The sequence below is a fragment of the Vibrio gazogenes genome, assembly GCF_023920225.1.
GTDB lineage: Bacteria > Pseudomonadota > Gammaproteobacteria > Enterobacterales > Vibrionaceae > Vibrio > Vibrio gazogenes.
In genome coordinates this window covers 944,345-971,140 of record NZ_CP092588.1, presented here as the reverse complement: position 1 = coordinate 971,140, position 26,796 = coordinate 944,345, and the positions used below count along the sequence as shown (strand labels likewise).

Genomic DNA, 26,796 nt, shown 5'->3' with positions numbered 1-26,796 from the left:
ACCTCTACTGCACATCAATATATTTGAGGTAGTTACCGAGGATCTCCCGTTGTGGCCACATCGTGACATCTTTGTGCCATAGACGAACCCGGGTACGTGAGAAGCTGCCGATCCCAACACAGTCATCGATTAAGATCTGGTTGAGCTGATGATAGATAGCCGTCCGTTCCGGCCCCGGTTGCATCACCGATGCTTTCTCAAATAACGCATTATATTGCGGGTTGTTGTAGTTTGCGCTGTTAGAGCCGGGAGAGCGGTTTGGTCCGTAGAAGAGTTGCAGCGTGTTTTCGGCATCGGGATAGTCGAGCCCCCAGCCCATCGGGATCATCTGAGTTCGGCTGTTCTTAATATCCCGGTTGAAGTCACCGAAGGTTGCGTAAGGTTTAAATTTGATCTTATTTTTCGGATAACCGATTTTCATCAAATTGCCACGGAACTGTTCGAAGAATTGCTTATAACGGACAGAAGATGTAGCCGGATAGTAAAGGACCGGTAAATTGTGAGCATTCCAGTCGTTCTCTTTCAGCAGTTTCTTCGCTCCGGCAAGATCTTGTGTAATGGAACTTTTGTCCAGATTCGGATCAAAAGCATTGGTTCCGGGAACAATGAAACCCGGATAGGCTTCACCAAGCCCTAAATAAAAGCGCGAGATACGCTGTGGCCAGTCAAATGATTTAATAATGGCACACCGCAATGCTTTATTTTGCGTATTGGTTTTGGGGTTATCCGAATAACCCAAATACTCATCATCGAAGTTGAACACGTTAAACACCATGCCTGCTTCACGTTGAACGCGGAAATTATATTTTGCAGCATATTCCGGTTTGAGGGTTACCGGGTGTTTGGATGACAGCACGGTATCGAGCTGTTCATTTTGCAACGTGGTATTGACGATTTCATTGCCTTTGCTGAATGAATTCCACCGCGCAGATGCTTGTTTCACCCAGTTGACTTCGACGCGATCAACCCGTGGGAGTGTTTTTCCGTCCAGAGCAGCAATGCCCGTTTCGCCTTGGACTTTCGGATCGTAACCTGATTCGGCAAGATGGAAGACTTCATGACGGTAGGTCGGGTTTCTCTCCAGCACCGTTTTGGTTGAGTCGTGTGAGATGAGTTTGAACGGGCCACTGCCCACCGGGTGAGTGGCAAATTCACGACCATAAGTTTCGACCGCTTCATGAGGGACGAGCGCCGAATAACCCATCGCCAAGGTATAGACCAGTTGTGGATAGGGTTTCACCAGCTTGATTTGGATGGTGTACTTGTCCGGTGCGCTCAGTCCTTCGAGCGGTTTACTATAATCCGCACCCGCTTCTTTCCATGCTGTGACACCCGCAATTTTACTCGCCCATAACCAGGCACCTTGTGAGCGGTTTTTGGGATCAAAGTGGCGTTTGATTGAATAGATAAAATCGTCAGCTGTGACTTCTCTGCCTTTACCATCCGGGAAGGCTGGATCATCGATGAAATGAACACCCGGTTTGATATGGATGGTATACGTCAGCCCATCATCGGAAACTTCCGGCATCGCGGTGGCGAGATTCGGTTTTAATTCATACGGGCTCTTTAAATATTTATATTCATACAAGGTGTCGTATACAGCGGTGACGATGGTGTTGCTGTAGGTTGTCCCGGATTGAACCGAATCAAAGTTTGTCGGGGTACCGTCTTCAGAAAAGCGTAATACTTTGGGGGCTGCTGAGGTGGTGTCTGCAAATGCCGGTGTGCCGACATAAATAAGTGAAGCCGCAAGCGCTACAGCCAGCGGGTGTAATATCAATCGTGACATACAAATTCCTTTTGTATTTTATGGTTGTGTTGGGTGTGAAATTGGTTATGGATGAATTTCACTCGCAACGCTATGTGAGCCGTTGCTAAACATGTCTATAAAACACAAGGCATCCGTACTATGTCAATAATTGTGTGAAAAATATGAATCAGGCTGGATTAAAAAGTGCGGTTCGTCACAAAAAATAGCAATATTAAAGAGTGTTGTTTAAATAGAATGCAGAAAAAATGCGTGTTATTTCACCATGAAAATAGTGTGAATTATTGTGAGAGAATTCAAAAGTCTATTTTATATAAAACCTTGTTCATACTTAAATTTGTCTGTTCGTTGAGGTTGTCGCCGGGGGGTAAGTCAGTCCGCCAAGAAAATGATTGTTTAAGGCAGATGATGATGGATTGGATATATTTATTTGACAATGAATCCGCCATTTTAATTTTAATTTGATGTGAGTTTTTATTATTGCATACTTTAAACGATGGTGAATATTTCAATGTGAAATAAAACCTGCCCCTAATTTTTAAGACAATAATCGACAGTTTTTATCGGTAAATATGACGTTTTGCAATTTTGCTTATTATCACATTTTTTATTAATTCCCTCCTATGCAAAAAAAATCACCGACAGGCAAAACATCACTTATGAAAATCAATTAATATACGGTTGAACATCCTGTGACCCATGTGAAACTCAGCCATTGTCGTTGCGTTTCTTTGCACAATAAGGCTTGAAGACACAATGAACCCTACACCCAAGAGAATGGGGGGCATAGGTATCTGAAAGGAATAACTCTGGTATGGAATTCAACATGAAGAAAAAAATACTTACGACAATTATTTCATCAACACTATTTGTCAGCTATGGATTATATTCGGTCAGTGCTTTGGCAAAAACCGACGCTGTTCAATCTTCAGTAAATGGTGAACAGCTAAAATCGCAACAGGTTCAGGCAGATTTGCACAATAATAGGTATGACATTTTGGCAAAGGCTATTGTTGCCAGAATGACAGATGAAGAAAAATTAAAAATGTTAGTCGGTGCAGGAATGACTCCCGATACCGATCAGGTCATTAATTTAAAAGCATTAGTCAATGGTGTCGCAGGGTATATCCACGGGGTGTATGATCACAAGCGCCACTTGGATGTTCCGGCACTGAAACTTGCAGATGGCCCGGCGGGTATCCGGATTGATCCGACGCGTGATGGTGATGATCAGACCTACCATGCCACCGCATTTCCCAATGGTGCATTGATGGCATCTACATGGAATCCCGATTTGATTCATGAAGTTGGTGAAGCTGTTGCCAATGAAGGAAAAGAATACGGGGTCGATTTCTGGTTAGCACCGGGGATGAATATTCAGCGTAACCCGCTTAATGGCCGTAATTTCGAATACTATTCAGAAGACCCATTGGTCAGCGGCATGATTGCTTCCGCGATGGTGCAGGGTGCTCAAAGTAAAGGTTTGGCAACAACGATTAAGCATTTTGTCGCCAATAACTCAGAAACGAACCGCTTCTTTATCAATGCCGTGGTGACGCCGCGTGCGCTGCGGGAAATCTATTTGCGTGGTTTCGAGTATGCGGTCAAAGAATCCCATCCATGGGGGATTATGTCATCTTATAATCAGGTCAATGGTGTGAACAGTGGTGAACGTGCTGACTTGATGACAGATATCCTGCGTCACGAGTGGGGATTCAATGGCTTAGCAATGAGTGACTGGTTCGCGGGTTACAACCCGATTGATCTCTTGAATGCTGGTGTTGATGTGATTCAGCCCGGTGGTGAAAACCCGGTTGTTCCCGGTTTAGGTAACTGGAATGAATATGTGGTTGAGGGCTATAAAAAGGGTGATTTAACCAAAGCAACCCTTGATCGCAATGTACAACATATTGTCGCTCAGGCTTTAAAAACACCGTCTGCGAAGCATTATCCCATCTCGAATAACCCCGATCTGCAAGCACATGCGACTTTAGCGAAACAAGTGGCGGATGAAGGGATTATTCTGCTGAAAAATCAGGCTTCAGTATTACCACTGGCAACGTCACAAGCGATTGCTTCTTTTGGGATTACTCAGATCAATACCTTGAAAGGTGGAACCGGTAGCGGGGATGTTCATCCGGATCATGTGACGACCATCATTGATGGACTTGCGAAACAGTTTCCTGTGAATCAAGGATTGGCATCATTCTATAACGATTATTTTGAAGCAAACAAAGTGATCACCACGGGTAGTTTGGGTGTGTCAAAAATTGTGAGCTGTACGGAACCTTCCGTGACAGATTTAGGCTCACAAATCAGTAGTGCAGCACAACAGAGCGATGTCGCAGTGATCACCTTGGGCCGTGTCGCGGGTGAAGCGGCCGATCGTAAAGCCGAACGTGGTGACTACTTGTTGTCTGAAACTGAGCTGGGGCTGATTTCGGCAGTATCAAATGTTTTCCATGCACAGAATAAAAAGGTTGTTGTGGTTCTGAATATTGCCGGTGTGATTGATATGAGTGAATGGCAGGATCAAGTCGATGGGATTGTACTGGCTTATATGCCGGGACAAGAATCCGGCGATGCAATTGCCGATATTCTCTCTGGTAAGGCGAATCCAAGCGGCAAACTGGCGCAAACCATTCCATTGTCTTATGCGGATGTTCCATCTTCGGCAACATTCCCCGGTGTCGATGAAAATAACGACGGTGAATTGGATCATCAATATTACAATGAAGATATTTATGTCGGATATCGTTATTACCAGACATTTAACAAAGCCGTCGCTTATCCGTTCGGTTATGGATTGTCATACACATCATTCGATTTATCGCACACCAAAGTGCTGATCAATGAGCTGAATCATCGTCATCCGAAAAAAGGTGTGTTGCTCAAAACCGTGGTCGCGAATACGGGCGATGTTGCCGGTAAAGAAGTGGTTCAGGTCTATGTTGCTGCGCCTGAAGTGAAACTGAAAAAACCTAACATTGAACTGAAAGCATTCGCTAAAACCAGAGAACTGGCCCCCGGAAGATCACAACGGATGGTGCTGGAAATATCACCGGAGACGTTGGCGAGCTTCGATCCTGATAAGAATCAATGGATTGTTGAACCGGGGACTTATCAGGTCTATGTCAGTCAGTCATCCGATATTACTTCGGTCACGCCGGTTCAGTTTGTCGTGCGCAAAGAAGTTGTGGTTGAAAATACCACGCCGGGTGCGCTGGCATTGGAAGAAGGGGTGACGGCAGCGTCATTTGTCACTGTCGCAGAATAACATCATGTTTGCATCATTTGGCGGGCTTTGCCCGCCTTTTTTTTATCTTCAAAAACGACTGACAGCATCATTGGTCATCACCAAGCGGGTCATCACACATTGTTAATAACGAGTTGTTTATAACGAATTGTTTATAACGAATTGGTAATAACAATAAAGTCATTAATAGTGGTGGACAGTATGATTTATATTGCACATTTATATTTTGTGGTCATGTCGCATCCCTTTATCATTCAGCGATATCATTTCTAAGCCAGAATCTTTGTTAAATTGGCACCAAACTCGTGTTGACATGTGTTTTCGCGCCGGGGTGAGCGGAGAGACATGGTATTGGTGAGACGAGGTTCCAGGTGTTATGCCTTTGATATGTTGATGAATTGGATAGTCAGACTGATTTGGTTTCAAAGTTTCAGAGAAAGAGCAACGATGAACGGTAGATATGAAAAAAGTGTCTCTAATGTTTTAGCACGTAATATGATTCAACAGTTGTCGTTACACAATATTGATATCGATACGATTCTAAAGCGCTGTGGTATCAGTGAGTATGAACTCAATCGGCCCAATGGCAGGCTTGCCGAGCGAACACACTACCAGTTTATGCTCGAAACGATGAAATATAATCGGTATATCTATGAGTCGTCGTCAATTCAGTCATTGTTTAGTAAATTTCCCGAACTGATAGGTTTAGGCATGAATGAGTCTTCAGCGGTTCAAGCGGCGGAGAGTTTTGTTCGCTACCGGATGCTGATTGGTAATTGTGATCGCTGTGATCTGAAAGTTGAGGGGAATCGGATCAAGTTGACCTATGTCGATGACGGCCCTGAAGAGCTATCGACCAGTGCTTTGGGGAATTTTATTATCTGCCGGGAGCTGCTTAAAACTTATTTACCTGTGATGTCGGTTCAGGTCAGCCTGACGCATGTGGGGTCTCTCTCCCGACATATCGTCAATGATTGTCTGGAAACCCAGTGTTTACTGCATCAGCGTGAGAATTATTTGATCATTGAAAGTCCTTCGTTGCATGCGCCCAATCACAATTTCAACCCGCAACTGAATCAGTTACAAAAAATGCATTTGGAGGGGTTATGCCGTCAGATCAATGACCGGCAAACATTTGCGGTGGTGGTGGAAGAGTTGATTGAGTCGTTGTTGTTACAGCAGCATATTCACAACGAACATTCGGTGCTCCAGTGTGTTTGCAGCCATTTAAAGATGAGCCGTTGGACACTGAACAATAAGCTACGGCAAGATCATCAGTCTTTTACCGATGTGTTGAATCGGGTGCGGCTGAAAAAAGCCTGTGAGTTGTTAGTTGAAACCCAAAAAAGTATTAAAGAAATTAGCGAGCTGGTTTACTTCTCTTCGCAAGCGGTGTTTTCAAGATTTTTTCGACTGCATGCCAACATGTCACCGATTCAATATCGGAAAAAATTAGCAAACCGCTCATCTTTACCCGTTTAAGCGTCTTGAGCTGAGAGCCAAAGGCATGATCACACGACCGAATGGGTATTTTTATCACTTTCCGTCATTGGGTCGTGTGGCTGATTGAATGGTATCTGAAGTGCGGTTAAAAGAACTGCCAAACGACACTATGTTCAGATCCCATACTCCAAAGGAGGACTACTACCGCCAGTAGCGCTTCCAGAATTATTTACATTTGTCTCCCCGTTTAACCTCTCTGTTTCACCGCGAAATCGGGCGGCTATCTCTCTAATCTATCGTTATTTACATCAACAGAATTCATATCGACAGAGATTGAGATCGTCAGTCGTAATCAGATGAGGTGATGAAAATAATGCAGTACAAATTGGCAATCGGGGAAGGCTGTTTGAGTGAAGCTGATAAAGAGGTGATTCTGTCAGACTACTTTATGGCACTGGATCAGCAAAAGGCCTCTTTTCTGGGATATCAGACCAACCAACAGGTTGAATTTCCCTCACGGCTGTTGCCTTTTCTTTCTTTGAATTTACTCAATCTCGGTGACGGATTCGAAGACGGCAGTTACCGGATCAATGCAAAACAGTTTGAACGGGCAGTGCTGGATTATTATGCCCGGTTATGTGGCTTTACCGGTGCGCATACCCAGCGTCAGTATTGGGGATATTTGACCGCAATGGGGTCAACCGAAGGGAATCTTTATGCACTCTGGAATGCACGGGATTTCTTACAAGGACATCCGGTTGAAGGCTATGCCGAGGCGACCACGACAGCTTATCCGCCGGTGTTGATCTGCTCGGGGGCGGCCCACTATTCGATTTATAAAGCCAGTCAAATAGTTGGTGTCAGCTTATTTCACGATATCGGGCCGGAGTTGGGAGCGTGTCCGATTAATCAGGGCAACTGGTATCAGCCATTGGCTGTTGATGAAAATGATGCGGTGATCATTGACGATCTATATGCGTTGGTTGAATTTTTCACCGCTGCACAATATCCGGTGATTTTGGTGCTGAATCATGGCACAACGTTTAGCGGTGGCAGAGATGCGATTTATACGATTCTGACGCGCTTGAAGCCACTACTGGGAAATAATACCCCACAACAACGGCGTTACTGGGTCCATGTTGACGGGGCGCTGGCAGCCAATTTCTCACCTTATTTACATGTTGGGTTTGCGCCTTTTGCTATCACGGATGAGCCCGATGAATTTCGTCACCCGGAAGTGATGTCTTTGTGTACCAGCCCTTATAAATGGCTGGGGATGCCGTGGGCTTGTGGGATTTATCTCATGCAAGCACGTTATAAAGTCGGCTCATCTGCCCGGCCGGTTTATATCGGTAGCCGGGATTCAACGGTTTCTGGCTCCCGGCAAGGCATATATGCGCTCTACCTATGGGATCATCTTGTCACGCTGGGCAAAGCCGGCTTGCAACAGCTGGCTGATGCCAATGAACATCTCGCCAATTATACCCAGCACCGCATCGAACAGTTGTTTCAGCAGTTCGATCCAAGTGGCAAACAGTTGCGTGTGATGCCGAGGCCACATCACAGTAATATTGTTCGCTTCACTGCGCCCAATCCCGCAGTGATCGAACAATTTTCTTTGGCACAGAATGATGTGATGAGCGATGGGCAATTACAGCGGATGTGTCACGTTGTCATCTTAAGCCATGTCACTCTAGCTGCGATTGAGCGATTACTGGATGCTCTCGCTCATCCCAATGCCTTCTCATTCTCATCCCGACCCAAAAATCCACTGACCGATCTGCGGTCAATGCGCCATCTTTCCGGAGCATTATCTGATGATTCGGCATCGCAAGCGGAGCGTTTTATATGATCAAAAAAGAGATATTAGCGGTAATCGTCAGCTTGATTTGGTTCTGTTCTCCAGCCCTATATGCACAATATGTGGTGGATACGTCAATCTCGATTAACAAAATCTATGGCGTGAATACGGTCGATCAGACTTACAAAGTAGACGGTTATCTGGTGACATCCTGGGATGAACCCGATCAAACTTACCGGCCAGCCAGTGGCGAGCGGGTTTATGAGAATCATCACGCTGATCAATTGATAAGTGACGGGCTTTGGGTGCCGGCATTTGAGTTTATCAATATCATCGGCCAACGTCAGACCGCGAATCGACGGGTTGTGATCTCCGCGGATGGTCGGGTGACGTATAATGAGCGCTTTCAGGGACTGTTCACGACGACGATGGATTTTCGTCAGTTTCCTTTTGATCATCAAACCTTTGTGTTGATGATGGAACCATTTTCTTATGAGCAGCAACAACTCGTATTTGGCTCCGCCCGGATCAACGTTGAAGCACTGGAAAACCAAGCGCTCAGCGAATGGCAAATGCAAGGAAAGCCTCAAGCGCGCGTGAGTCGTTCGGACTATACACATTTACAAAGCGGCATGCTGAGTCACTTCTCGCGTTTAACGATTAGCATTCAGGCATTACGTAAACCCGATTATTATCTGTGGCGTTTCATTTTGCCGCTGTCTTTGATTTTAGTGGCGTCATGGGCGGTCTTTTGGATTGAAGGCTTTTCTGAACGTCTGATGACCTCTTTCACCATGATGCTTACCGTGGTTGCTTACACCTTTTATACCAGTAGTTTGTTGCCGAGGCTGCCATACACCACGTTGATCGAGCGGATGGTGATTATGGGGTATGTCAGTATATTTGCGGCAATTATCGTGATTGTCTTCGTCAAAATTCGGGATGAAAAAGGACGGCCGGTTGAACATGTGATACCGCGCTGTCGGGTCATTTTTCCTGCCTTATTTCTAATCGCAATGAGTGTACTCATCGGGGTGAATGGTGGCTTATGAAACTCTTTCAATCGACTCGGACATGGTTTGATGCAACCCTTGCGGCTGTTGTATTCGTCGGGTTATTGGGCATCACGACTTATCTGTTATATGCCAAATCCGTCAGCGCACTCGAAGGGCAGATTAAAGCCGGGCTGATGTCAACCGTCAGTGCATCGGCAACCACTTTAGATGGTGATATCCATCGTCATTTTCAGGCAGACACATCCCCGGATGAGCCGGAATATCACACCATGGCAATGCATATGGAACGTATTCGGCAGGCTGCGACAGGGGTGCGATATATCTACACCTGTATTCTCAAACCTCAAGGGGTCTATTTCGTCGTGAACCCCAGCCCGCAGAATGACGGCGACGGCGACGGGGTACCGGATCCACCACCGGCATTAATGACACTTTATGATGACGCGCCTCAGGAATTAGTGGCAGCACTGACCCATCAGGAAGTCAGCGTCTCAAGCGTGCCTTATCAGGATCAGTGGGGCACATTTATCAGTGCTTATGCCCCTTTTTATGATGCGCAAGGGGAATTTGTCGGTGTGTTGGCGATGGACTTAGAGCTAAGCGGTTTTTATAAGCGACTGAGTCAGGTTCAACGTGTGTTCGGTAAAGCGAAGATCATCATTTTGTTTATCGGGCTGATTGCCGGTCTGGTGGTTTGGTGGATTCGTCGTGCCTATGTGAATAATCTCCATGCACTGGAAACGACAGAGCAGCAAGCCGCACAGACCTTGGCGCATATGCGCTATCGTCGGGATGTTCTGCTGGAAGTCGTGCGATATTGTTTTCATCGGTTACCGGAGCCGTACCGTGATCAACCGACTGACAATGATCAACGAATGTCCTGTGATCAACCGATGCACGGGGCGCGACAAGGTGGCAGCATCAGCGACTGTCCTCCTGAGCGTTATCCTTCTGAACGAGATTCTTCAGAGCAATATCCTCCTAAACAATATTCTCCTGAACAATATTCCCCTGAACAAACGGATACACCCAATCTGACCGGGGTTTTCAATCCGGTCAACAGCGTGGAAAACCACCAGCAAGCGGTTTATCACTATGCATTGAGTTTTGGCGATATAACGACCGTGTCGGAGTCATTTTATTTGGCAGACTGGTTCGACAAGCTGAATACGAACATACAACAAGCCGGGCATGCATCTCATCAATGGTTGGGTGAGATGCAGCACCCGGTAGAGGGCGATTGCCAAATGTTGTTGGATACTTTCTGTGAGTTTTACCACCGTCTCAGTCAGTTGTTACAGCAACCGGTGGAGGCTCAAACCCAGATTGCGCAAGAAAGTCTCGCGCACTGGCAATTGGTGACCGTCATTTCAATTCAGGACGAGAGGCAATGGACACGGTGTCGGCGACTGTTCAAAATTTCAGCCGCACACGATATGACGCATCGGTTGGCCGCTTTGTCCGCAACGGAGCTCCACCTTTTAAAAGTCATTTATTTGCTGCAAGAGTTGGGGAGTGAACTGACACTGACAGAGGACGGTGTCCTGCAAATCACTTGGCAAGTCAGTAAGGAGCGGAGCGAATGAAAACTTATGCACCGATACTACTCATCATGGCAACCCTACTGGTTCAGCTCTCCTCCGGCATTAACTATGTCACGATTCCCGTAGTGATGGATGGGCAGGGGATTGGTAATACGGCTATCGGGATCGCGATGGCTTTTGAAATTATTGGTGTGCTATTGTTTTACCGCCCATTGAGTCGCTATCTGAGCCACTTTGGGATCTTGATTTCGCTGTTGATATTAACGTTATTCAGATCCTTGAGCCTGTTACTGATGGCTCATGCCGGATACTACGGCTTATGGCTGATCAGTATTTTTAGCTACGGTTTGTCCACGGGGATGCTGCTGGTTTTATTGCAGACTTGGCTGAATATTAGTGTTCAAGGGAAAACGAAAGGTTTAATGATGGGGTTGTACTCTTCGGCACTCTCTTGTGGTATCGCTTTAGGGCCGATCATCGTCCAACTGATTCATCTCACGATCGAGTGGCGGTTTGAGACTGGCGCGTTGATTACTTTGTTGCCGTTACTCTTGTGCCTCGGTCTGAAAGCAAGAGGGCAGGCAATGCATCGTTTGGGTGTGGTCCGGTTCAGTTTCGCCTTTCGGCACGCCAAAATCATTCTGGTGGCTGCGTTTGTCGGGGGAATTAGCTTTTTTGGGTTACCGGGATTTTTGACCTTGTACGGACTGCATAATGGCTTATCTGAACCACAGGCGCAGCTATTACTCACTATGTTTATGACCGGTAGTGTCAGCCTTGGTATTCTCATGAGTGCTTTTGCATCGATTCTGAACCGCCGTACGGTGGTGTTGTGCTGTATTTTCGGATCCGTAGTTTGTGCGGTGTTTCTGTCTATGGCGGTCTATGCCAAGTATTGGGTTGCGTTGGCCTTACTGTTTGTTTGGGGCGGTTGTATGGGAGGAATCTACGGGATTGGTCTGACAGTGATGGGAGAACGTTTCTGCCAACAGGATCAAATGTCGGCCAATATGAGTTACACCCTGATGGATTCTTTTGGAGGGATCACCGGGTTACTGCTGATTGGTGCGATGCTCGATACATTTGGCTCCGAAGGGATGACCACTGTATTCATTGTATTTGGTTGTCTGCTACTGATTTTTGCGGTGTACGAGATGTTGGTGCCGAGGCGAACATATGAGTAAGGCGGATTTTGATATACCCAAGTAACCCCAAGATGCAGGATTCAGAGTGTCTTCAATCGGCGTTATTCAAGGAAAATGTCGGCAGGAATGGCCTTCCCATTTCAATGGCATTTGACGCAGAAAGGCGCTGATTGAAGCACTCCCGAAGGGCGAGTTCACTGAACTCAGAGACTGTGTTAGAGATTCTCGCCATAGAATGGCTATGACTCAAATCTCTGCCTTGCCTCTGAGCCCAGTGATTCTCGCTGAAACTGCATCTTGAGGTCATTTGGGTATACAAATATTACCGGAGATTGTCTTGATTATGTTTTATGGGCGCCATTTTTTGCAAAATGATAATGCATTTTTATTTTGCAAAAATATTATGAGTCAATATGCTATAGATCGATTGCTTAATAAAAAATAATTAATTAAAACAAGTGGTTAAATTAAATAGAATAGTTGGCATGCATAATGCATTAATAAAAGTGATCCTTTTAAGCCAAAGGATCACCTAGCCAACTGACGTTGTTAGTGAACCAGATTTGTTCATATTGATAGCCAATCACGATTGTTGTGATTGGCTTTTTTTATCGGGCAAATACCAATGGGATTGTTTACTCTCAGTATCAACATCCGATGATAAGTTATCGCTGTTCTGATGCTGTCGTTGCTTCTACTGTTGTGGATTACGGACGAGAGATAAATTCAATTGGCGTGTGTAATTGGCCTTGAATCGTTTTACCCTGAAGTGCTTTGTGAATAAGCCAGACGCCTTGATAGCCCATTTTGAACGGGAGCTGAATTACGTAGCCGTACAGTTTTCCCTTCTTGAGGCTTTCAATCATGATCTTTTGCTCATCAAAGCCGATATGAACGACATTGGATTGATTCGAATGTTTTTCTCGGGCAATCAACACGCCGATCGTTGTGGTATCATTCGGAGTGAAAATGCCATCGATTTGATCAAATTGACCGAGAATTTCTCCTGACTTTGAACGCGCATCACCGACTTGCGTGCCCAAATAAGTATCGGCAATGATAGTCAGTCCGATCTTCTGAGCCTCATCAGCAAAGCCACGCTCTCTCGCATCTGTCGATGTAACGCCTTGCTTGAGTCGGAAAAGGATAATATTGCCATGATAGCCTAGTGCTTCCCCCATTTTTTGCGCAGCCAGTTGCCCCGCAGCATAGTTATCCGTAGTCACAGAAGCAAGTCGATCACCACCGGTATCCCGATCAATATAGATCGTCGGAATCCCCTCAGCTTTTAAGCGAGTGATGTCCTGATTACGACTAACATCTGACGGTGCGATGATGAGACCACGACAGTGAAACAGCTTCATTGTATTGTCTAAGATGAATTTTTGCCCGGCAGAATCGGAATCTTCAACGGTTCCTCTGGCGTAGATCTTCAAACCCAACTCTTTGCCTGCTTGCGTCGCACCCTCAATAACTTTTGACCAAAACAATCGATGGGTACTGCCGGATGTAATTACCGTGACGCAATTTTGTCTCTCTTCCGAGGCGGATTGGGCACTGAGGGGAATGGTTAGCGTAAGGATAAAACCTGTGATCAAAGCGGATACGATCCTGAAATTCATCGTTTTGTCTCTTTGTCGTCATGACATTATCCCAATAATTATAAGTCTGATTTCATAGCTTCGAGGAAATAAATTCAAACTTGTCGCCAATGTCACGCAGCGCCCGCTGTCCCGTTTTTCCGGCGCGTTTAGATCAATTCCGAAATCGGGAGTGCTTTGTTACTGCATAAAGAATGTTGGGAAAAGTTTCAATATTGACGTTCGTAAGCTATCAACCATGCCTGAAGATGACTTCAGGCATGTAAGAACTAGTACAAATATTATTAATTTACCAGTAGAGTTCTTTATAGCGTTGTACAGCGATTAATTTCTTTTCCAGCATTGTGATCCCACAGGTGGTAGCACATTTTCCTTAGGGTTGCGTTACATAGATGGATAAATTGTTTCTGTTCTATACCCTGAGGGGAATTAGGTGCGGTGACAGCAAGAGTATATTCTGAGTACCTTTCTTCGAATTCGATATCCCACCATAACTCAGGCCAGTCGAGAGTACCGTAAGATACTCCATTACCTATTTGTTCTAAACGTTTTTGATCTACTTTACCACTACAGTCAGCAACCTTGACTGTTTTCATAAATTTCCCTTGTTCATCTGTTGTCACAACTGTTGGTTCACCAAGCAAATCGTTTACTCCATCCCGTGCATATAGAAGGACGTTTGCATAAGGAACTGGTAGGCCCTGTTGATCTAATACTGTCCCCGACATTTCTAGTTTATTATGTGCGAAAATCTTAGAGAGAGGAAAACAATGGCGTATTTTTTTCAAACGCTCCACGACACAATTGCCTTCTAGTGTATTCCTGTAAGTATCATGCTTAGCTAATTTTTCTGTATTCCACACATTGACATTGGACAGCGTTACACCAGAATCAGGATCACTTACCGTCAATGAATACTGTGCCGATGTAGCAGGGACACTTTCAGTGTTGGCTCGAACCAAAAAATACACCGATGAATTTGATGATACATCATTGATAGCCAGTACCTGATTATGTGGAATCGCTGCCCACTGACTGCCTGTCCATAGTTCTGTAATAAATTGATCACTTGCACTGAATTTCAGAGCAATACGATTTTGATCTGCGCCGGTTTTGTAGACGTAATAATCAAGATCATTATTATTATCCATATTCCCCTGAATGGTTGCCGAAGAGGTAAGTGTATAAGCCTGAGATGCTTTATCATTCGTTTCTTGAGCGTCATATTCAGGATGACTTAACCATCCGACAATCGCTTTCTCTTTACTGATCCCTGTTTTGGCTTCGACCGCTAACACGTATATTCCAGGTTCTGCTTTATAGAAGACTTGCTCTTGTCTGGCCGTTGATGATACGGAAGTGTCCAGTGTTGCTAATTTATTTTCATCCGTTAGCTGAAAAAGGTATAGATTGTAATCGACATCTTCCGCTATATTGGTGAGCACGCCTTGAATTTTTGTCGTTTCTTTAATTTCCACACTGTAGCACTGGACGTCACCTTCCTGCTGTAAGTTTGTATATATTGCATTATCTAAAGGTAGTACCGGGCAACCAGTCCGTTGTTCTGAAGATTGATTTCCTTCGGCAATGTTTTTGTGAGCAGAGAGTGATTCAGGCTGAAGGATTTTACTTCTCCACTGTATCTCCTGCTCTAAAGCATCACTATTGCGAGTTTGATTACTGTCTATATAGACTCCCGGAGTATTCTCAATATCGAAAGGTTCTGATACAGAGTTTGAAATTGGGATGTTGATTGATTGAGAAAATACAGGGAAAGACAAGAAGGAGACTAAAAGTAAATTTACTTTGTTCATATTATTATCTCTATTATGAAATTGAATTCATAATTTAACAATATGTATTGTCCCGCTCAACCTGAATGACTTTATATTGTGATCCAGAAAAGTTGATCATGAAATATTTTCCCTGAAAACCTAAACTATCAAATTGCTGTTATGTGGCAGTCTGGTTTATGGTCTGGCAACAGTCTTTGGTAGTGATGATGGACAGAGCTCAGGTTCTATTTGTCTGACGCTCTTGGGACATACGGCCAATGGAACCGAGATGTCACTGAGAGGTCCATCAGAAGGGAAAGGTGTACACAGCAAAATAGCAGGCAAAGTTTCTACGGTATGAACCTCAACAAATATCTTCGGGGTGTTGAAGCCGAGGTTGTCTGGGGGTTTATTTATTTTTTATGCATCCTCGTGTGTGTTCAATTTGCATCATGCACAATTTTTTGCATTTTGCAAAAACATAAAGAGGATAAAAGATAAGCACTGAATGATTATTTATTGAATAAAAACATGTAGTTAATGATTGTTAAAAAGTTGGCACGTATACTGCTTTAATGACATTGACCCTTATTAAGCCGAGGGTCACCTAGCCAACTGACGTTGTTAGTGAACCTAATTTGTTCATATTGATAGCCAATCACGACCTTGTGATTGGCTTTTTTTATGCCTGTCGATTTCTCTGCTGTTTTACGCCCCATTTTTGTCACGACATTTCCTATGGCGCATTTCACCGAATCGGTCTTTTCCCTAGTGTGATAAAGAACCAAAGCAGTCGAGCCAATCTTGATTGAATTGATCAATTGCTTCGTTTACGCATGGGTTCTCCATCATTTGATGGATAAGCTCGACGGGGATGGTCACACTCGCTTGGCGAATACTTAAGCAGTCGATCACTTGTTTGGTATTTTTGAAACTCGCACCGATAATTTGACATGTCTGCGCATGATGAGAAAGGAGGTTCGATATCGATTCCACCGTTTCAATCGCATTGCCAGTCAGCATATCAATTCGATTGATGTAAGGCGCAACAAACGAAGCACCTGCTAATGCCGCGAAAAAAGCTTGTTGCGAAGTATATATTGCAGTCCCTAAGGTTGTAACTCCTTCATTTTTTAACCTTTTTATGGCTTTTACGCCCTGCATATTTACCGGTATTTTCACGACGAAATGATCAACCATCTGATTGAGTTTTAATGCTTCTGTCACTATGTCATCTGCACTCGTGCTAATGACTTGACCAAAAATCAGCCCATCACCATCTAAAGCATCCCGAATCCGGGGTAACAGATTGATCATCTTTACACCGGATTTAGCGACGATTGTTGGATTCGTTGTGACACCAGCAATTGGTAATAAATCGGATAGCGTCTTAATTTGTTCAATATCACTGGTATCAAGATAAACGGACATAATGAGCCTCTCTTATCGTACTGAATAAAAGGGCTAATACAGATATTAAGGAGCATGGGGGGGAAATACCTGTATTAGCATGTATAGATCATGTTTAAAAACAAAAGCTTGATGGATAGAGTTTATACTGATGACGCCTGAAAAGACGCCACTTTGTCTACGAATAACAAGTCATACCGTTATTGAATTGTGATTCATATATCGCGCGACAGGTGTCGTTAACGTTTTCATCAATCCCATCAACGCGCTCCTATCTGCGCGCTGATTCGCCCGCCTGAACGAATGCTTCTTTCACCATCCTACGAGCTGTCGAGCTTACTATTATTTTATCTTATTTTCATTTTGAAAGTAATTGTTGGTTTCTTTATTTTTGTTTTGATTGTTTTATTTGCGCTCTGTGTTTTTAATTTAACGAGTCACTCTGAATAATTCAATAATATTTTTTTATTTAAAAGTTAAAACAAAAAATATATCAGTAAGATATTGATTTTAAATGGGTTAAAATTTTTGAATTTTTTATTGAGATTTCATTACTTTCATATGGATACCATAATTTTAGGTGCGGAATGGTTTATCGGACTATTCCAAAAAGGCGGAGAAACTTTGCTTGGTATGATGACAGGGATTCTGCCACTACTCATTGCGCTACTTTGTGCAATGAATGCATTGATTGCGTTTATTGGAGAGAACCGAGTCGAAAGACTGGCGAGCAGATGTGCAAGCAATCCAGTTTCTCGTTACCTCATTCTTCCGGTTGTCGGCACATTCATTTTTTGTAACCCGATGACTCTTTCATTGGGCAAATTTTTGCCAGAACGTTACAAACCGAGCTATTACGCAGCAGGTTCATACTCTTGTCACTCGATGAATGGTTTATTTCCACACGTAAACCCAGGTGAATTATTTGTTTACCTGGGTATAGCAAGTGGCATTACAACACTCGGTTTACCGCTCGCTCCACTAGCTGTCGCGTACCTATTTGTCGGCATGATTTCGAACTTCTTCAGAGGTTGGGTCACTGACTTCACCACCATGATGGTCGAAAAACAACAAGGCATTCAATTAGATCGCGAAGTTCGTTTCAGTTAATGAGGAAGAGATCATGACGACAACATTAAAAATCAAAGCAGGGAAAGGTGGTTGGGGTAAAGAACTGATCGTCGATTTCCCAAAAACTAAGAAAATCATGTACATGGTCGGAGGGACCCGACCAGCACTTGTTGACCGATTAGTTGAATTGACAGGTTTAGAGACTGTTGATGGATTCGCTGACGGTTGTGAATATAAAGAGATGGCGGTCGCTGTTATTGACTGCGGCGGCTCAATGCGCTGTGGCCTGTATCCTAAAAACAATGTTCCCACTCTGAATGTTATGCCGACAGGCAAGTCTGGCGTAATGGCGAAGTACATCAATGAAAGTAACTATGTTTCCAATGTTGACGTTGATTGCGTGAGTGTCGTTGACGGTTTGGATGCTGCAAGGGGGACTTCAACGGTTGCAGCTCACGAAGTTTCTATGGATTCAAATAACGCGGATTCAAGTGATGCAGCCGTAACGACAGGGAACATCGATACCACTAAAAAACTCACCGAACAGTCAGATGGCCTGTTAGCCCGAATTGGTATGGCTATGGGGAATGTTATGGCGGTATTTTTCCAAGCCGGCCGTGACACGATTGATACCGTCATGTCCACCATCATTCCATTCATGGCATTCGTTTCTATGCTCATCGGTGTGATATTGGCCAGTGGTATTGGGGACACAATTGCTCACGTGTTAGTGCCGCTGGCAACGAATCCTGTTGGATTAATTATCTTAGCGCTGATTTGTTCGTTCCCGTTCTTGTCACCATTCTTAGGGCCCGGAGCTGTAATTGCCCAAGTTATCGGTGTGTTGATCGGCACTCAGATCGGTTTAGGCAATATCCCTCCGCACCTAGCGCTACCCGCTTTATTCGCTATCAATGCTCAAGCTGCTTGTGACTTTATTCCGGTCGGGTTAGGGCTTGCTGAAGCCAAACCGGAAACAGTGCGTGTCGGTGTCCCATCTGTTCTGTATGGACGCTTCTTAACCGGCGCACCAACCGTATTGTTGGCATGGTTTGCATCAATGTTCATTTACAACTGAGGGCAAGCAAATGAGTTTGTATAGTGTTGAAATCATTCAAGTTGGGGAATGTGCATTAGAAGCACTGGAAGACGATATGTTGATTTTATTCAACCAGTCAGTGCCAGCCGATGCTGCCGAGTACTGCTTTGTGCACACGCATGATCAATTGAAAGGTGAGATTGCTGTCGGTGGTGAAGTGATTATCGATGGCAATACCTACCCAATCACTGCGGTCGGTGATGGTGTGAATCAAAATTTAGGCAACTTAGGACATATTACATTGCGTTTTGACGCATCAAGCGAAGCTGACTTCGTCGGTAGCCTTCATTTAGCCGGTCCTCAACCCCGTTCATTGGGTGTTGGTTCAACTATTCGCTTTATTTGATTTTTTGGAGGGGGCAGAACTCCCTCTACATTTTAGGAGATTCGTTATGAAAACAGCAGTTGTTGTTGGTGGTGGTCAAACACTTGGTGAGTATCTTTGTAAAGGACTTGCAGCAGCAGGATACAAAGTGGGAGTTGCCGACTTAAATGTTCGGAATGCCACCCAAGTGGCCGATGAAATCTGTACATTACAAGGGGACGGTATCGCAGTTGGCGTTGGTGTCGATGCCACGGACGAACAAAGTGTTACTGATGCATTTAAAACCATCAAAGCACAGCTCGGTAGTATTGATGTTTTGGTTTATAGCGCAGGTGTCGCCAAAGCAACGAAAATTACCGATTTTACGCTGCAAGATTTTAATTTTAATGTGAATGTAAACTTAAATGGGTACTTCTTGTGTGCTCGCGAAGCGGCTCGTTATATGGTTGAGCAAGGTCATGGCGGACGCATTATTCAAATCAACAGCAAATCAGGGAAAGTAGGGAGTAAACATAATGCCGGTTATAGCTCGGCAAAATTTGGCGGGGTTGGTTTAACGCAGTCTATTGCTCTTGACTTGGCGGATGACAAAATCACCGTCAATAGCTTGATGCTAGGTAATCTACTGGAATCCCCGATGTTCCAAAGTCTAATTCCGCAATATGCGAAGAAGCTGGGGCTTGAAGAACACGAAGTCATGCAGTATTACATCGATAAAGTCCCTCTGAAAGCCGGTTGCGGGTATGACGATGTGTTAAATGTTCTCAAATTCTATATCAGTGAGGGTGCGAAATACTGCACGGGTCAATCGATCAATATCACTGGCGGACAAGTGATGTTTTAAGCGTTGTTGCCAGCCGATGAAATCGTATTGAAGGGGCTGAAAAGCCCCTCATGTTTTCGAATCTGAGGGATAGTATGGATATCATTGTCGCGATTGGAGGGTTGTGCATTCTGGCTTGGTGGACAAGATTATTTCTGAACGATATGAAGTACACACCCAAAATAAAAATCAAAGATAAAAAAATTGAAAATCAGTAAAATCACGCCATCACTATGAAAATGGTGATACTTAGAAGCTATCATGATGTTTTATGCTTTCTCATTCGTTCATGCACTGTGACAATCATTTTGAGGTAACCTATGGATTCTATTTCTTTATTCATCAGCATAGCGATTGTCGCGTGGATCGCGCAAATCGCGATGAGTTTTTTCCAAATACGCGCCTTTAATCGAATGATTCAATCGATGGCTAGAAAGGGAAAGGTGAAGATCGGTCGAACAAAAAGTCGTTGGAAAGCAAGAACAATTGTTGTTTTAGTTGAAGCTGAGGATGGTACTGTTACGGATGCGAAGGTACTTAATGGTGTGACTGTTTTTGCCCGCCCGAAAACACTGGCTGAAGTGATTGGTTGCTCATATCCATTCGATAAACAGATGCTGAACGGGCTGAGTCACGGGACTCAGGAAGCGCTTAACGTTGCCTTTCAAACTGAATGACAGAGTTTTCAAATTACATTCAATATGATAATAATCTGGTGTAGAATAACCACAAATTAATCGGTAGATTTTATGATGAGTATTGATAGCAGACAAAGTCAGTTGGTTTCTTACCTTCAACAAAACGGCAAAACGGCAGTCAACGATCTGGCCTCTATTTTCCAGACATCTGGTGCCACGATTCGTAGTGATCTCAGAGCATTAGAAGAAAAAGGCATCGTGGCAAGACGCTACGGAAGTGCAGAAGCTGTGACCAGTCATGGTGCGACAAACAGCGCTTCCGAAGAGATTGCTATGGATGAGAAGAAAACTTTAAATCTAGACAAAAAAATCCGCATCGCAAAAAAAGCGGCCCAGTTAGTTCGAGATGGTGACTCCATCATCCTCGATTGTGGGAGTACAACGCTACAAATGGTCCCCGAGTTTGATAAAATTATGTCTTTGACTTTAATGACAAATAGTCTGGATATCGTTCATGCGATGAACGAACTCAACTCAGAACATACGGTGATTATGCCTAGAGGGACTTACCGAAAACGCTCAGCTTCGTTTCATGGAAGTTTGGCCGAAAGTGCTTTCAGCCATTTTACATTTGATAAACTTTTCATTGGGGCTGACGGTTTTGATTTAATTCAAGGTTGTACGACTTACAATGAAGCTTATCAGGTCAGCCAAGCGATGTGCCAATCAGCCAATCAAATTATTGTTGTCCTAGACTCCTCAAAGTTTGGTCGTAAAAGCCCAAATGTTGTTGTTCCCCTCGATTTGGTTGATATCGTCGTCACTGACTCAGATTTATCAGAAGAACATTTAAACGGATTAAAAAGCAAGGGAATTACGGTTTATCTGGTATAAACGTTTTTAATTTGAAAATTTCCATTGATGATTGAAATCACATTTCAGCACACTGTTTATGTTTAAACTATCATTATGCATCAAGATAGAGTGACGACTGTGTCTATATTTAGGTAAGCATCATGGAGTATTTAACCTTAAGTGCTGAGTGGTTTTTAGGGCTGTTTGAGAAAGGTGGTGACGTTCTTGTAAGCATGGTCACGGGGGTTCTCCCCGTGTTGATATGTCTGCTGGTTGCCATGAACTCATTAATCCGCTTTATCGGTCAGCATCGCGTTGAAAAATTGGCCGCAAAATGTGCCAGTAATCCGGTCTCTCGATATTTAATCCTTCCTTTTATTGGCACGTTTGTTTTTTGTAATCCAATGACATTGAGCCTCGGCAAGTTTCTCCCTGAGCGTTATAAACCATCTTATTATGCTTCAGCTTCTTATAGCTGCCATTCTATGAATGGTATGTTTCCTCATGTAAATCCAGGTGAATTGTTTATCTATCTTGGCGTAGCCAATGGCTTAACCCAGCTTGGTTTACCTTTAGCGCCTTTGGCAATGGGGTATCTATTGGTTGGGTTAGTTTCCAATTTTTTCAGAGGTTGGGTCACCGATTTTACGACGGTCATGGTGTCTCGACAGCAAGGGAAAATATTGTCTGGCAAAGCAGACTTCTCATTAGATGGTGATCAATGATGAAGCGCCTGTTAAGCGTCGTTGCGGGGGAGCAAGGATGGGGAGGGCCTCTGTATATACCCATCGTCTCAGGGAAGAAAATCCTGTATGTCACAGGGGGATCGAAGCCTAAAGTTGTCGACTATATCAGTCAGTTAACGGGGCTTGAGTCCGTTGATGGCTTCAAAAATATCATCGCAGATGAAGATGTTGCCCTAGTTGTCATTGATTGTGGCGGTACTCTGCGCTGTGGTTTGTACCCCAAAAAACACTTGTATACATTAAATATTCATGCAACCGGAAAATCAGGCCCTCTTGCTCAGTTTATTCATGAGGGGATCTATGCATCTTCCATAGACGAGTCGTGCGTCAGCATGATTGATCAAGACAACGTCGATGCAGCAGAAAACGAAACCATCAGCAACGCTCACCCGTTGACTTACGATACCGATAAAAAATTAAGTGAACAAAGTGGCGGTCTTATCGCTAAAGTCGGTATGTCCATGGGTAACATCATGTCGACTTTTTACCAAGCGGGTCGGGATACCATTGACACTGTACTAAAAACGATTTTGCCTTTTATGGCATTTGTTTCGATGTTGATCGGGGTGATCATGGCGTCAGGTCTTGGCGATTGGGTTGCCGATTTACTCACGCCACTATCTTCTAATCCGCTTGGTTTAATTGTTTTAGCGCTGATTTGTTCATTTCCTTTATTTTCTCCGTTTTTAGGCCCTGGCGCTGTGATTGCGCAAGTCATTGGGGTCATGATTGGTGTGCAGATTGGTACAGGAGCAATTCCGCCTCACTTGGCTCTCCCGGCATTGTTTGCGATCAATTCACAAGCTGCTTGCGACTTTATCCCCGTCGGTTTAGGGCTGGCCGGTGCGAAACAGGAAACCGTGGAAGTCGGTGTGCCTTCTGTGTTGTATTCCCGATTTATCACGGGTGCGCCAACCGTATTATTGGCTTGGTTTGTTTCCATGTTCATTTATCAATAGGTTTATCAATAGGTCGAATGATGACTTTCCAATTCAAAGCCACAATCACTGAGATAGGCATGCTAGCGAACGAAGCGTTACAAGAAAATATGATCATTTTGTTTAACCAAACTGCGCCAGAAGACGTGAAAGACTACTGCTTTATTCATGATCAAGGGCAGCATGTCGGCGTAATTACAACCCAAAGCACATTACTGATTGCAGATAAAGACTTTATCGTCACGGCAGTCGGGAGTGCGGTAAGCCAGAACTTGGCCAATTTAGGCCATATAACGATTAAATTTGATGGTCAACTGGAACCGGAACAACCAGGGACTGTTCATGTAATCGGTCATTGCCCGAACGTCATACATGTTGGTGATGAAATCGTATTTGGTTAACACTGTTGCAAGCAAAGACTCAACATCCGGGTCTTATTACGCGTCTACATTCGATAAACTAAGTCATCTATTGGGTTGAACTAACCTGCTCCCCTTCGTTAACAGAGCTTTCGGACCAGATCCGTGAGTGTTGCCTATTTCTTCTTGCTGATGATGGCTGACGATAGATGAAGGATTGTCGGTACCGAACAAAAGCAGGTACAGTGAAGGAAAGAGTTCAATCAGACCCATATGTCAGTCCGGGTTGTGACAGTGCGTTGGTCGTCAAAGGATGAATAGCAGCAAATGCTGCGAATAATGCATGGGTAACAGATTCGCAGATTGGAATGAATCGTATAAAAACTGTGATGTAAAAGGAGTACATAATGACTGCTGTTCATATTAAAAACGTCGTTTTTGACATCGGTAATGTTGTGGTTCGCTGGGATCCTTTGGCGATTATCAGGCTCACTTTTGATGACAGCGATGCCGCTGAAGAGCAAGCTAAGTCAATATTTCAGTCAGAAACTTGGTTAAGTTTGAATAAAGGTTTGATTACTGAAAATGAGGCAAAAGCTCAGTATAAGGAAACGCTGGGGTTAACGGCGTTAGAATGTGAACGGCTGTTCTATTATGTGAAACAGACACAGATTCTCATCTACGGCTCAGTTGACTTGATTAAACGCTGTAAATCTGCTGGCTATCATGTTCTGGCGTTAACCGACAATGTTCATGAAATTATCTCTTACCTAAAAGCAACCTACACGTTCTGGGATTTGTTCGACGGGGCGACAGTTTCTGCGGAAGTTGGTTTATTGAAGCCTCAGCCGGAAATTTACCGGTCACTGCTTTCTCAATATGGCTTAAAGGCTTCAGAAACGGTGTTCATCGATGACATGCCATACAATGTCAAAGGCGCAGAATCAGTTGGTATGACAGCCATTCAGTTTAAAAACGCTGCCCAATGTGAGCAAGCTCTAAAGTCATGCGGTGTCCGGCTTTAGTCGCATCATATACGAACGGCTCAACCGTGGTTTCGAAAAACGTATAACAATCGTAGCCATAGCGATGGCTTTTTCGTTATGGCTGCGCTTTCACAAAGCTGCGCGTGTTGCGGTTTTTTGCTTCACAGCGCAGCGATGAACCCGATAATTTCCCAATGTTAGAACGTTATCTGAACGATGCGAGAGTGGATGGATATGTAGAAATGGAAATTCACGTTAAACTCAAGGAAATGTAAACGGACAGGGTTAACGCGAGTATGGACAAAGTCGTCGAACTCATCAGGCAAGATCCAATCCGGGTTGAGGCACTCAATTACGTGTCTCAATTGGGGTTGCCCCAGTGCTATATCGCAGCGGGTTTCGTTCGAAATTTAGTTTGGGATGCATTGCATGATTTCAATGTATCGACGCCTTTGAATGATGTCGATGTGATCTACTTTGACCCTCACGAGCCGAATCCCAATACCTATTCGGCGTATGAATCGCGACTCAAAACTTGTATGCCTCAACTGAATTGGCAAGTCCGTAATCAAGCAAACATGCATGTGCGTCATGGTGACTCGCCTTATCAAGGAACCGTAGACGCAATGCATTATTGGCCTGAAAAAGAAACGGCTGTCGCTGTTCGCCAAGTTGCTCCAAATCAGTATGAATGTGTTGCTGCTTTTGGGGTTGAGTCGCTATTTGGTTACTGCATCACACATAATCCTAAACGGTCACGAGAAACCTTCGAACAGCGTGTTGATGCAAAAGGGTGGCTCGTCAGATAGCCATTACTGAAAGTTGTGTTATAACAAAGCACTATATTGATAAGGTTGTTGTGTATAAGGATTGTTCATCATCAATCATTCACTTTTTAAAATAGCCATACTGACTGGGTTAGCATTAATTGCTTTTGCTGCTAACTCGGTACTATGTCGATTAGCATTGGGTCATGAAGCCATTGATGCGTCAAGCTTTACGGCGATTCGGTTACTATCCGGTGCTGTTGTGCTTTTCTTGATTGTCCTCACCACGCAAAAGAATACCGACTCCCCGACGCAGGGCGCCCGTCCGAAAGGGAGTTGGACTGCCAGTTTGATGTTATTTCTATATGCGGTGACCTTTTCCTATGCATATATCTCGTTAGACACCGGAACCGGTGCGCTGATTCTATTCGGCGCCGTTCAAATTACCATGATATTGCACTCCCTTGTCTCTGGTACCAGATTACATGTTATGGAGTGGTTAGGTATCACGACAGCTTTTGCAGGGTTTGTTTATTTGATTCTCCCGGGAGTCACCGCACCATCCTTGTCGGGTTTTTTACTGATGGCGACATCTGGCGTTGCATGGGGGATTTATACCCTGAAAGGCCGAGCTTCGAAAAATCCGCTGCTGGATACCGCCTATAATTTTTTCAGGTCTGTTCCGCTGGTGATCATCCTAACCCTCATCACAATACGCCATACCGGTTATTCATCAGCAGGAATATGGTTAGCGATTATATCCGGTGGTATCACCTCAGGGATTGGTTACACGCTTTGGTATATCGCGCTGAGCGGCCTCTCCTCGATACAAGCCGCTGTGCTCCAATTAGCTGTCCCGGTGATTGCGACTTTTGGTGGGGTTATATTTGTATCTGAAGTGATTACTTCTCGTCTTATCATGTCAGCGATTTTAGTGCTGGGTGGGATTTTAATGGTGATTTTAGGTCGCTATTACTTTATAAAACACAAGGCATAAAATATAAATCAGGCGCAGAATAGCCAATCACTGCATACGGAAATGATTCGCTACATGCCTAGATTTCCAGTGAATCAGATAATCACGATATTTTAAGGAGAACATTGATGCCATACGTCAATATTAAAATCACAAAAGAAGGTGCAACCGCTGAGCAGAAGGGAGAGCTGATTGCCGGTGTGACAGAATTACTTGAGCGGGTGTTGAATAAAAACCCGGCGACCACAGTGGTCGTAATTGATGAAGTGGAAACCGATAACTGGGGCATTGCTGGTGAGCAGGTGACTCATCGCAGGAAGAAGGGCATGTAATGCCGGGATTGGCATTGATCATCTTTGCGTGACGGTGACGTTTGTTCCGAAACCTCAACATGAAAGTGCTGTGGAATATTGCGTGATTGATGCAGCCCAGCGGCATTTGTCTTAAATTTACG

At 44.2% G+C, this 26,796-nt stretch carries 23 protein-coding genes; 19 read left to right on the top strand and 4 right to left on the bottom strand.

All coding sequences use genetic code 11. The features are described 5' to 3' along the window. Window positions 1-4: 4 nt before the first annotated feature. Complete coding sequence (locus MKS89_RS19970; RefSeq protein WP_072955341.1) at window positions 5-1,789, bottom strand: ABC transporter substrate-binding protein; 1,785 nt, start codon at window positions 1,787-1,789, stop codon at window positions 5-7. Between the two features lie 805 nt (window positions 1,790-2,594). Between MKS89_RS19970 and MKS89_RS19965 the strand changes: the two genes are divergently transcribed. The 6 genes from MKS89_RS19965 to MKS89_RS19940 all read left to right on the top strand — a co-directional run bounded on the left by MKS89_RS19965 (window position 2,595) and on the right by MKS89_RS19940 (window position 12,012). Continuing rightward, entirely contained in the window at window positions 2,595-5,045 is a 2,451-nt protein-coding gene (locus MKS89_RS19965) for a beta-glucosidase (protein WP_077316306.1), read from the top strand. 426 nt (window positions 5,046-5,471) lie between these two features. Then, window positions 5,472-6,506: a helix-turn-helix domain-containing protein gene (locus MKS89_RS19960; protein WP_072955346.1), complete on the top strand. Its 1,035-nt coding sequence runs from the start codon at window positions 5,472-5,474 to the stop codon at window positions 6,504-6,506. A 334-nt stretch (window positions 6,507-6,840) separates the two neighbouring features. Then, window positions 6,841-8,319 (top strand): pyridoxal-dependent decarboxylase, encoded by a 1,479-nt coding sequence (locus MKS89_RS19955; RefSeq protein WP_072955348.1) that lies wholly within the window; start codon window positions 6,841-6,843, stop codon window positions 8,317-8,319. Continuing rightward, window positions 8,316-9,320, top strand: coding sequence for a ligand-gated ion channel (locus MKS89_RS19950; protein ID WP_072955350.1), 1,005 nt, complete (start codon window positions 8,316-8,318; stop codon window positions 9,318-9,320). The genes MKS89_RS19955 and MKS89_RS19950 overlap by 4 nt, the downstream gene beginning before the upstream one ends. Continuing rightward, on the top strand, window positions 9,317-10,870 hold the full coding sequence (locus tag MKS89_RS19945; protein WP_072955352.1) for a PDC sensor domain-containing protein: 1,554 nt from the start codon (window positions 9,317-9,319) through the stop codon (window positions 10,868-10,870). The genes MKS89_RS19950 and MKS89_RS19945 overlap by 4 nt, the downstream gene beginning before the upstream one ends. Beyond that, window positions 10,867-12,012, top strand: a complete 1,146-nt coding sequence (locus tag MKS89_RS19940; RefSeq protein WP_072955353.1) for an MFS transporter — start codon at window positions 10,867-10,869, stop codon at window positions 12,010-12,012. Before MKS89_RS19945 ends, MKS89_RS19940 begins: the two co-directional genes overlap by 4 nt. 668 nt (window positions 12,013-12,680) lie before the next feature. Here MKS89_RS19940 and MKS89_RS19935 read toward each other — a convergent pair. From MKS89_RS19935 to MKS89_RS19925, 3 genes are all read right to left on the bottom strand, one after another. Continuing rightward, a complete protein-coding gene (locus tag MKS89_RS19935; protein WP_077316301.1) occupies window positions 12,681-13,595 on the bottom strand; it encodes a substrate-binding domain-containing protein in 915 nt (304 codons plus the stop codon). Window positions 13,596-13,879: 284 nt separating this feature from the next. Then, window positions 13,880-15,388, bottom strand: a complete 1,509-nt coding sequence (locus tag MKS89_RS19930; RefSeq protein WP_072955355.1) for a carboxypeptidase-like regulatory domain-containing protein — start codon at window positions 15,386-15,388, stop codon at window positions 13,880-13,882. A 729-nt stretch (window positions 15,389-16,117) separates the two neighbouring features. Continuing rightward, window positions 16,118-16,780: a transaldolase family protein gene (locus tag MKS89_RS19925; RefSeq protein ID WP_072955357.1), complete on the bottom strand. Its 663-nt coding sequence runs from the start codon at window positions 16,778-16,780 to the stop codon at window positions 16,118-16,120. A 540-nt stretch (window positions 16,781-17,320) separates the two neighbouring features. On the opposite strand from MKS89_RS19925, the gene srlA (MKS89_RS19920) reads away from it, so the two are divergent. The 13 genes from srlA (MKS89_RS19920) to MKS89_RS19860 all read left to right on the top strand — a co-directional run bounded on the left by srlA (MKS89_RS19920) (window position 17,321) and on the right by MKS89_RS19860 (window position 26,674). Next, window positions 17,321-17,869, top strand: coding sequence for a PTS glucitol/sorbitol transporter subunit IIC (srlA, locus tag MKS89_RS19920; RefSeq protein WP_021021032.1), 549 nt, complete (start codon window positions 17,321-17,323; stop codon window positions 17,867-17,869). Window positions 17,870-17,882: 13 nt separating this feature from the next. Continuing rightward, entirely contained in the window at window positions 17,883-18,908 is a 1,026-nt protein-coding gene (srlE, locus tag MKS89_RS19915) for a PTS glucitol/sorbitol transporter subunit IIB (RefSeq protein ID WP_072955359.1), read from the top strand. A gap of 10 nt (window positions 18,909-18,918) precedes the next feature. Beyond that, complete coding sequence (locus tag MKS89_RS19910) at window positions 18,919-19,275, top strand: PTS glucitol/sorbitol transporter subunit IIA (protein WP_072955360.1); 357 nt, start codon at window positions 18,919-18,921, stop codon at window positions 19,273-19,275. Between the two features lie 46 nt (window positions 19,276-19,321). After that, on the top strand, window positions 19,322-20,098 hold the full coding sequence (srlD, locus tag MKS89_RS19905; RefSeq protein ID WP_072955361.1) for a sorbitol-6-phosphate dehydrogenase: 777 nt from the start codon (window positions 19,322-19,324) through the stop codon (window positions 20,096-20,098). 299 nt (window positions 20,099-20,397) lie between these two features. After that, window positions 20,398-20,754 carry a transcriptional regulator GutM gene (locus MKS89_RS19900; protein WP_021021026.1) on the top strand — a complete coding sequence of 119 codons (357 nt, stop codon included), beginning with the start codon at window positions 20,398-20,400 and terminating at the stop codon, window positions 20,752-20,754. A gap of 72 nt (window positions 20,755-20,826) precedes the next feature. After that, window positions 20,827-21,609 (top strand): glucitol operon DNA-binding transcriptional repressor SrlR, encoded by a 783-nt coding sequence (srlR, locus tag MKS89_RS19895; RefSeq protein WP_235862516.1) that lies wholly within the window; start codon window positions 20,827-20,829, stop codon window positions 21,607-21,609. Window positions 21,610-21,731: 122 nt separating this feature from the next. Next, window positions 21,732-22,295 carry a PTS glucitol/sorbitol transporter subunit IIC gene (gene srlA / locus MKS89_RS19890; protein WP_072955364.1) on the top strand — a complete coding sequence of 188 codons (564 nt, stop codon included), beginning with the start codon at window positions 21,732-21,734 and terminating at the stop codon, window positions 22,293-22,295. After that, a complete protein-coding gene (srlE, locus tag MKS89_RS19885) occupies window positions 22,295-23,275 on the top strand; it encodes a PTS glucitol/sorbitol transporter subunit IIB (protein WP_072955374.1) in 981 nt (326 codons plus the stop codon). Before srlA (MKS89_RS19890) ends, srlE (MKS89_RS19885) begins: the two co-directional genes overlap by 1 nt. A 17-nt stretch (window positions 23,276-23,292) precedes the next feature. Beyond that, a complete protein-coding gene (locus MKS89_RS19880) occupies window positions 23,293-23,655 on the top strand; it encodes a PTS glucitol/sorbitol transporter subunit IIA (protein ID WP_315972529.1) in 363 nt (120 codons plus the stop codon). Window positions 23,656-24,020: 365 nt separating this feature from the next. After that, window positions 24,021-24,638, top strand: coding sequence for an HAD family hydrolase (locus MKS89_RS19875; protein ID WP_072955377.1), 618 nt, complete (start codon window positions 24,021-24,023; stop codon window positions 24,636-24,638). Window positions 24,639-24,895: 257 nt separating this feature from the next. Further along, window positions 24,896-25,408 carry a nucleotidyltransferase family protein gene (locus tag MKS89_RS19870; protein WP_072955379.1) on the top strand — a complete coding sequence of 171 codons (513 nt, stop codon included), beginning with the start codon at window positions 24,896-24,898 and terminating at the stop codon, window positions 25,406-25,408. A gap of 61 nt (window positions 25,409-25,469) precedes the next feature. After that, complete coding sequence (locus MKS89_RS19865) at window positions 25,470-26,363, top strand: DMT family transporter (protein ID WP_235862518.1); 894 nt, start codon at window positions 25,470-25,472, stop codon at window positions 26,361-26,363. A gap of 107 nt (window positions 26,364-26,470) precedes the next feature. Further along, the gene (locus MKS89_RS19860) at window positions 26,471-26,674 is read left to right on the top strand and encodes a 2-hydroxymuconate tautomerase family protein (RefSeq protein ID WP_021021019.1); all 204 of its coding nucleotides are present in this window, start codon (window positions 26,471-26,473) and stop codon (window positions 26,672-26,674) included. Window positions 26,675-26,796: the final 122 nt, after the last annotated feature.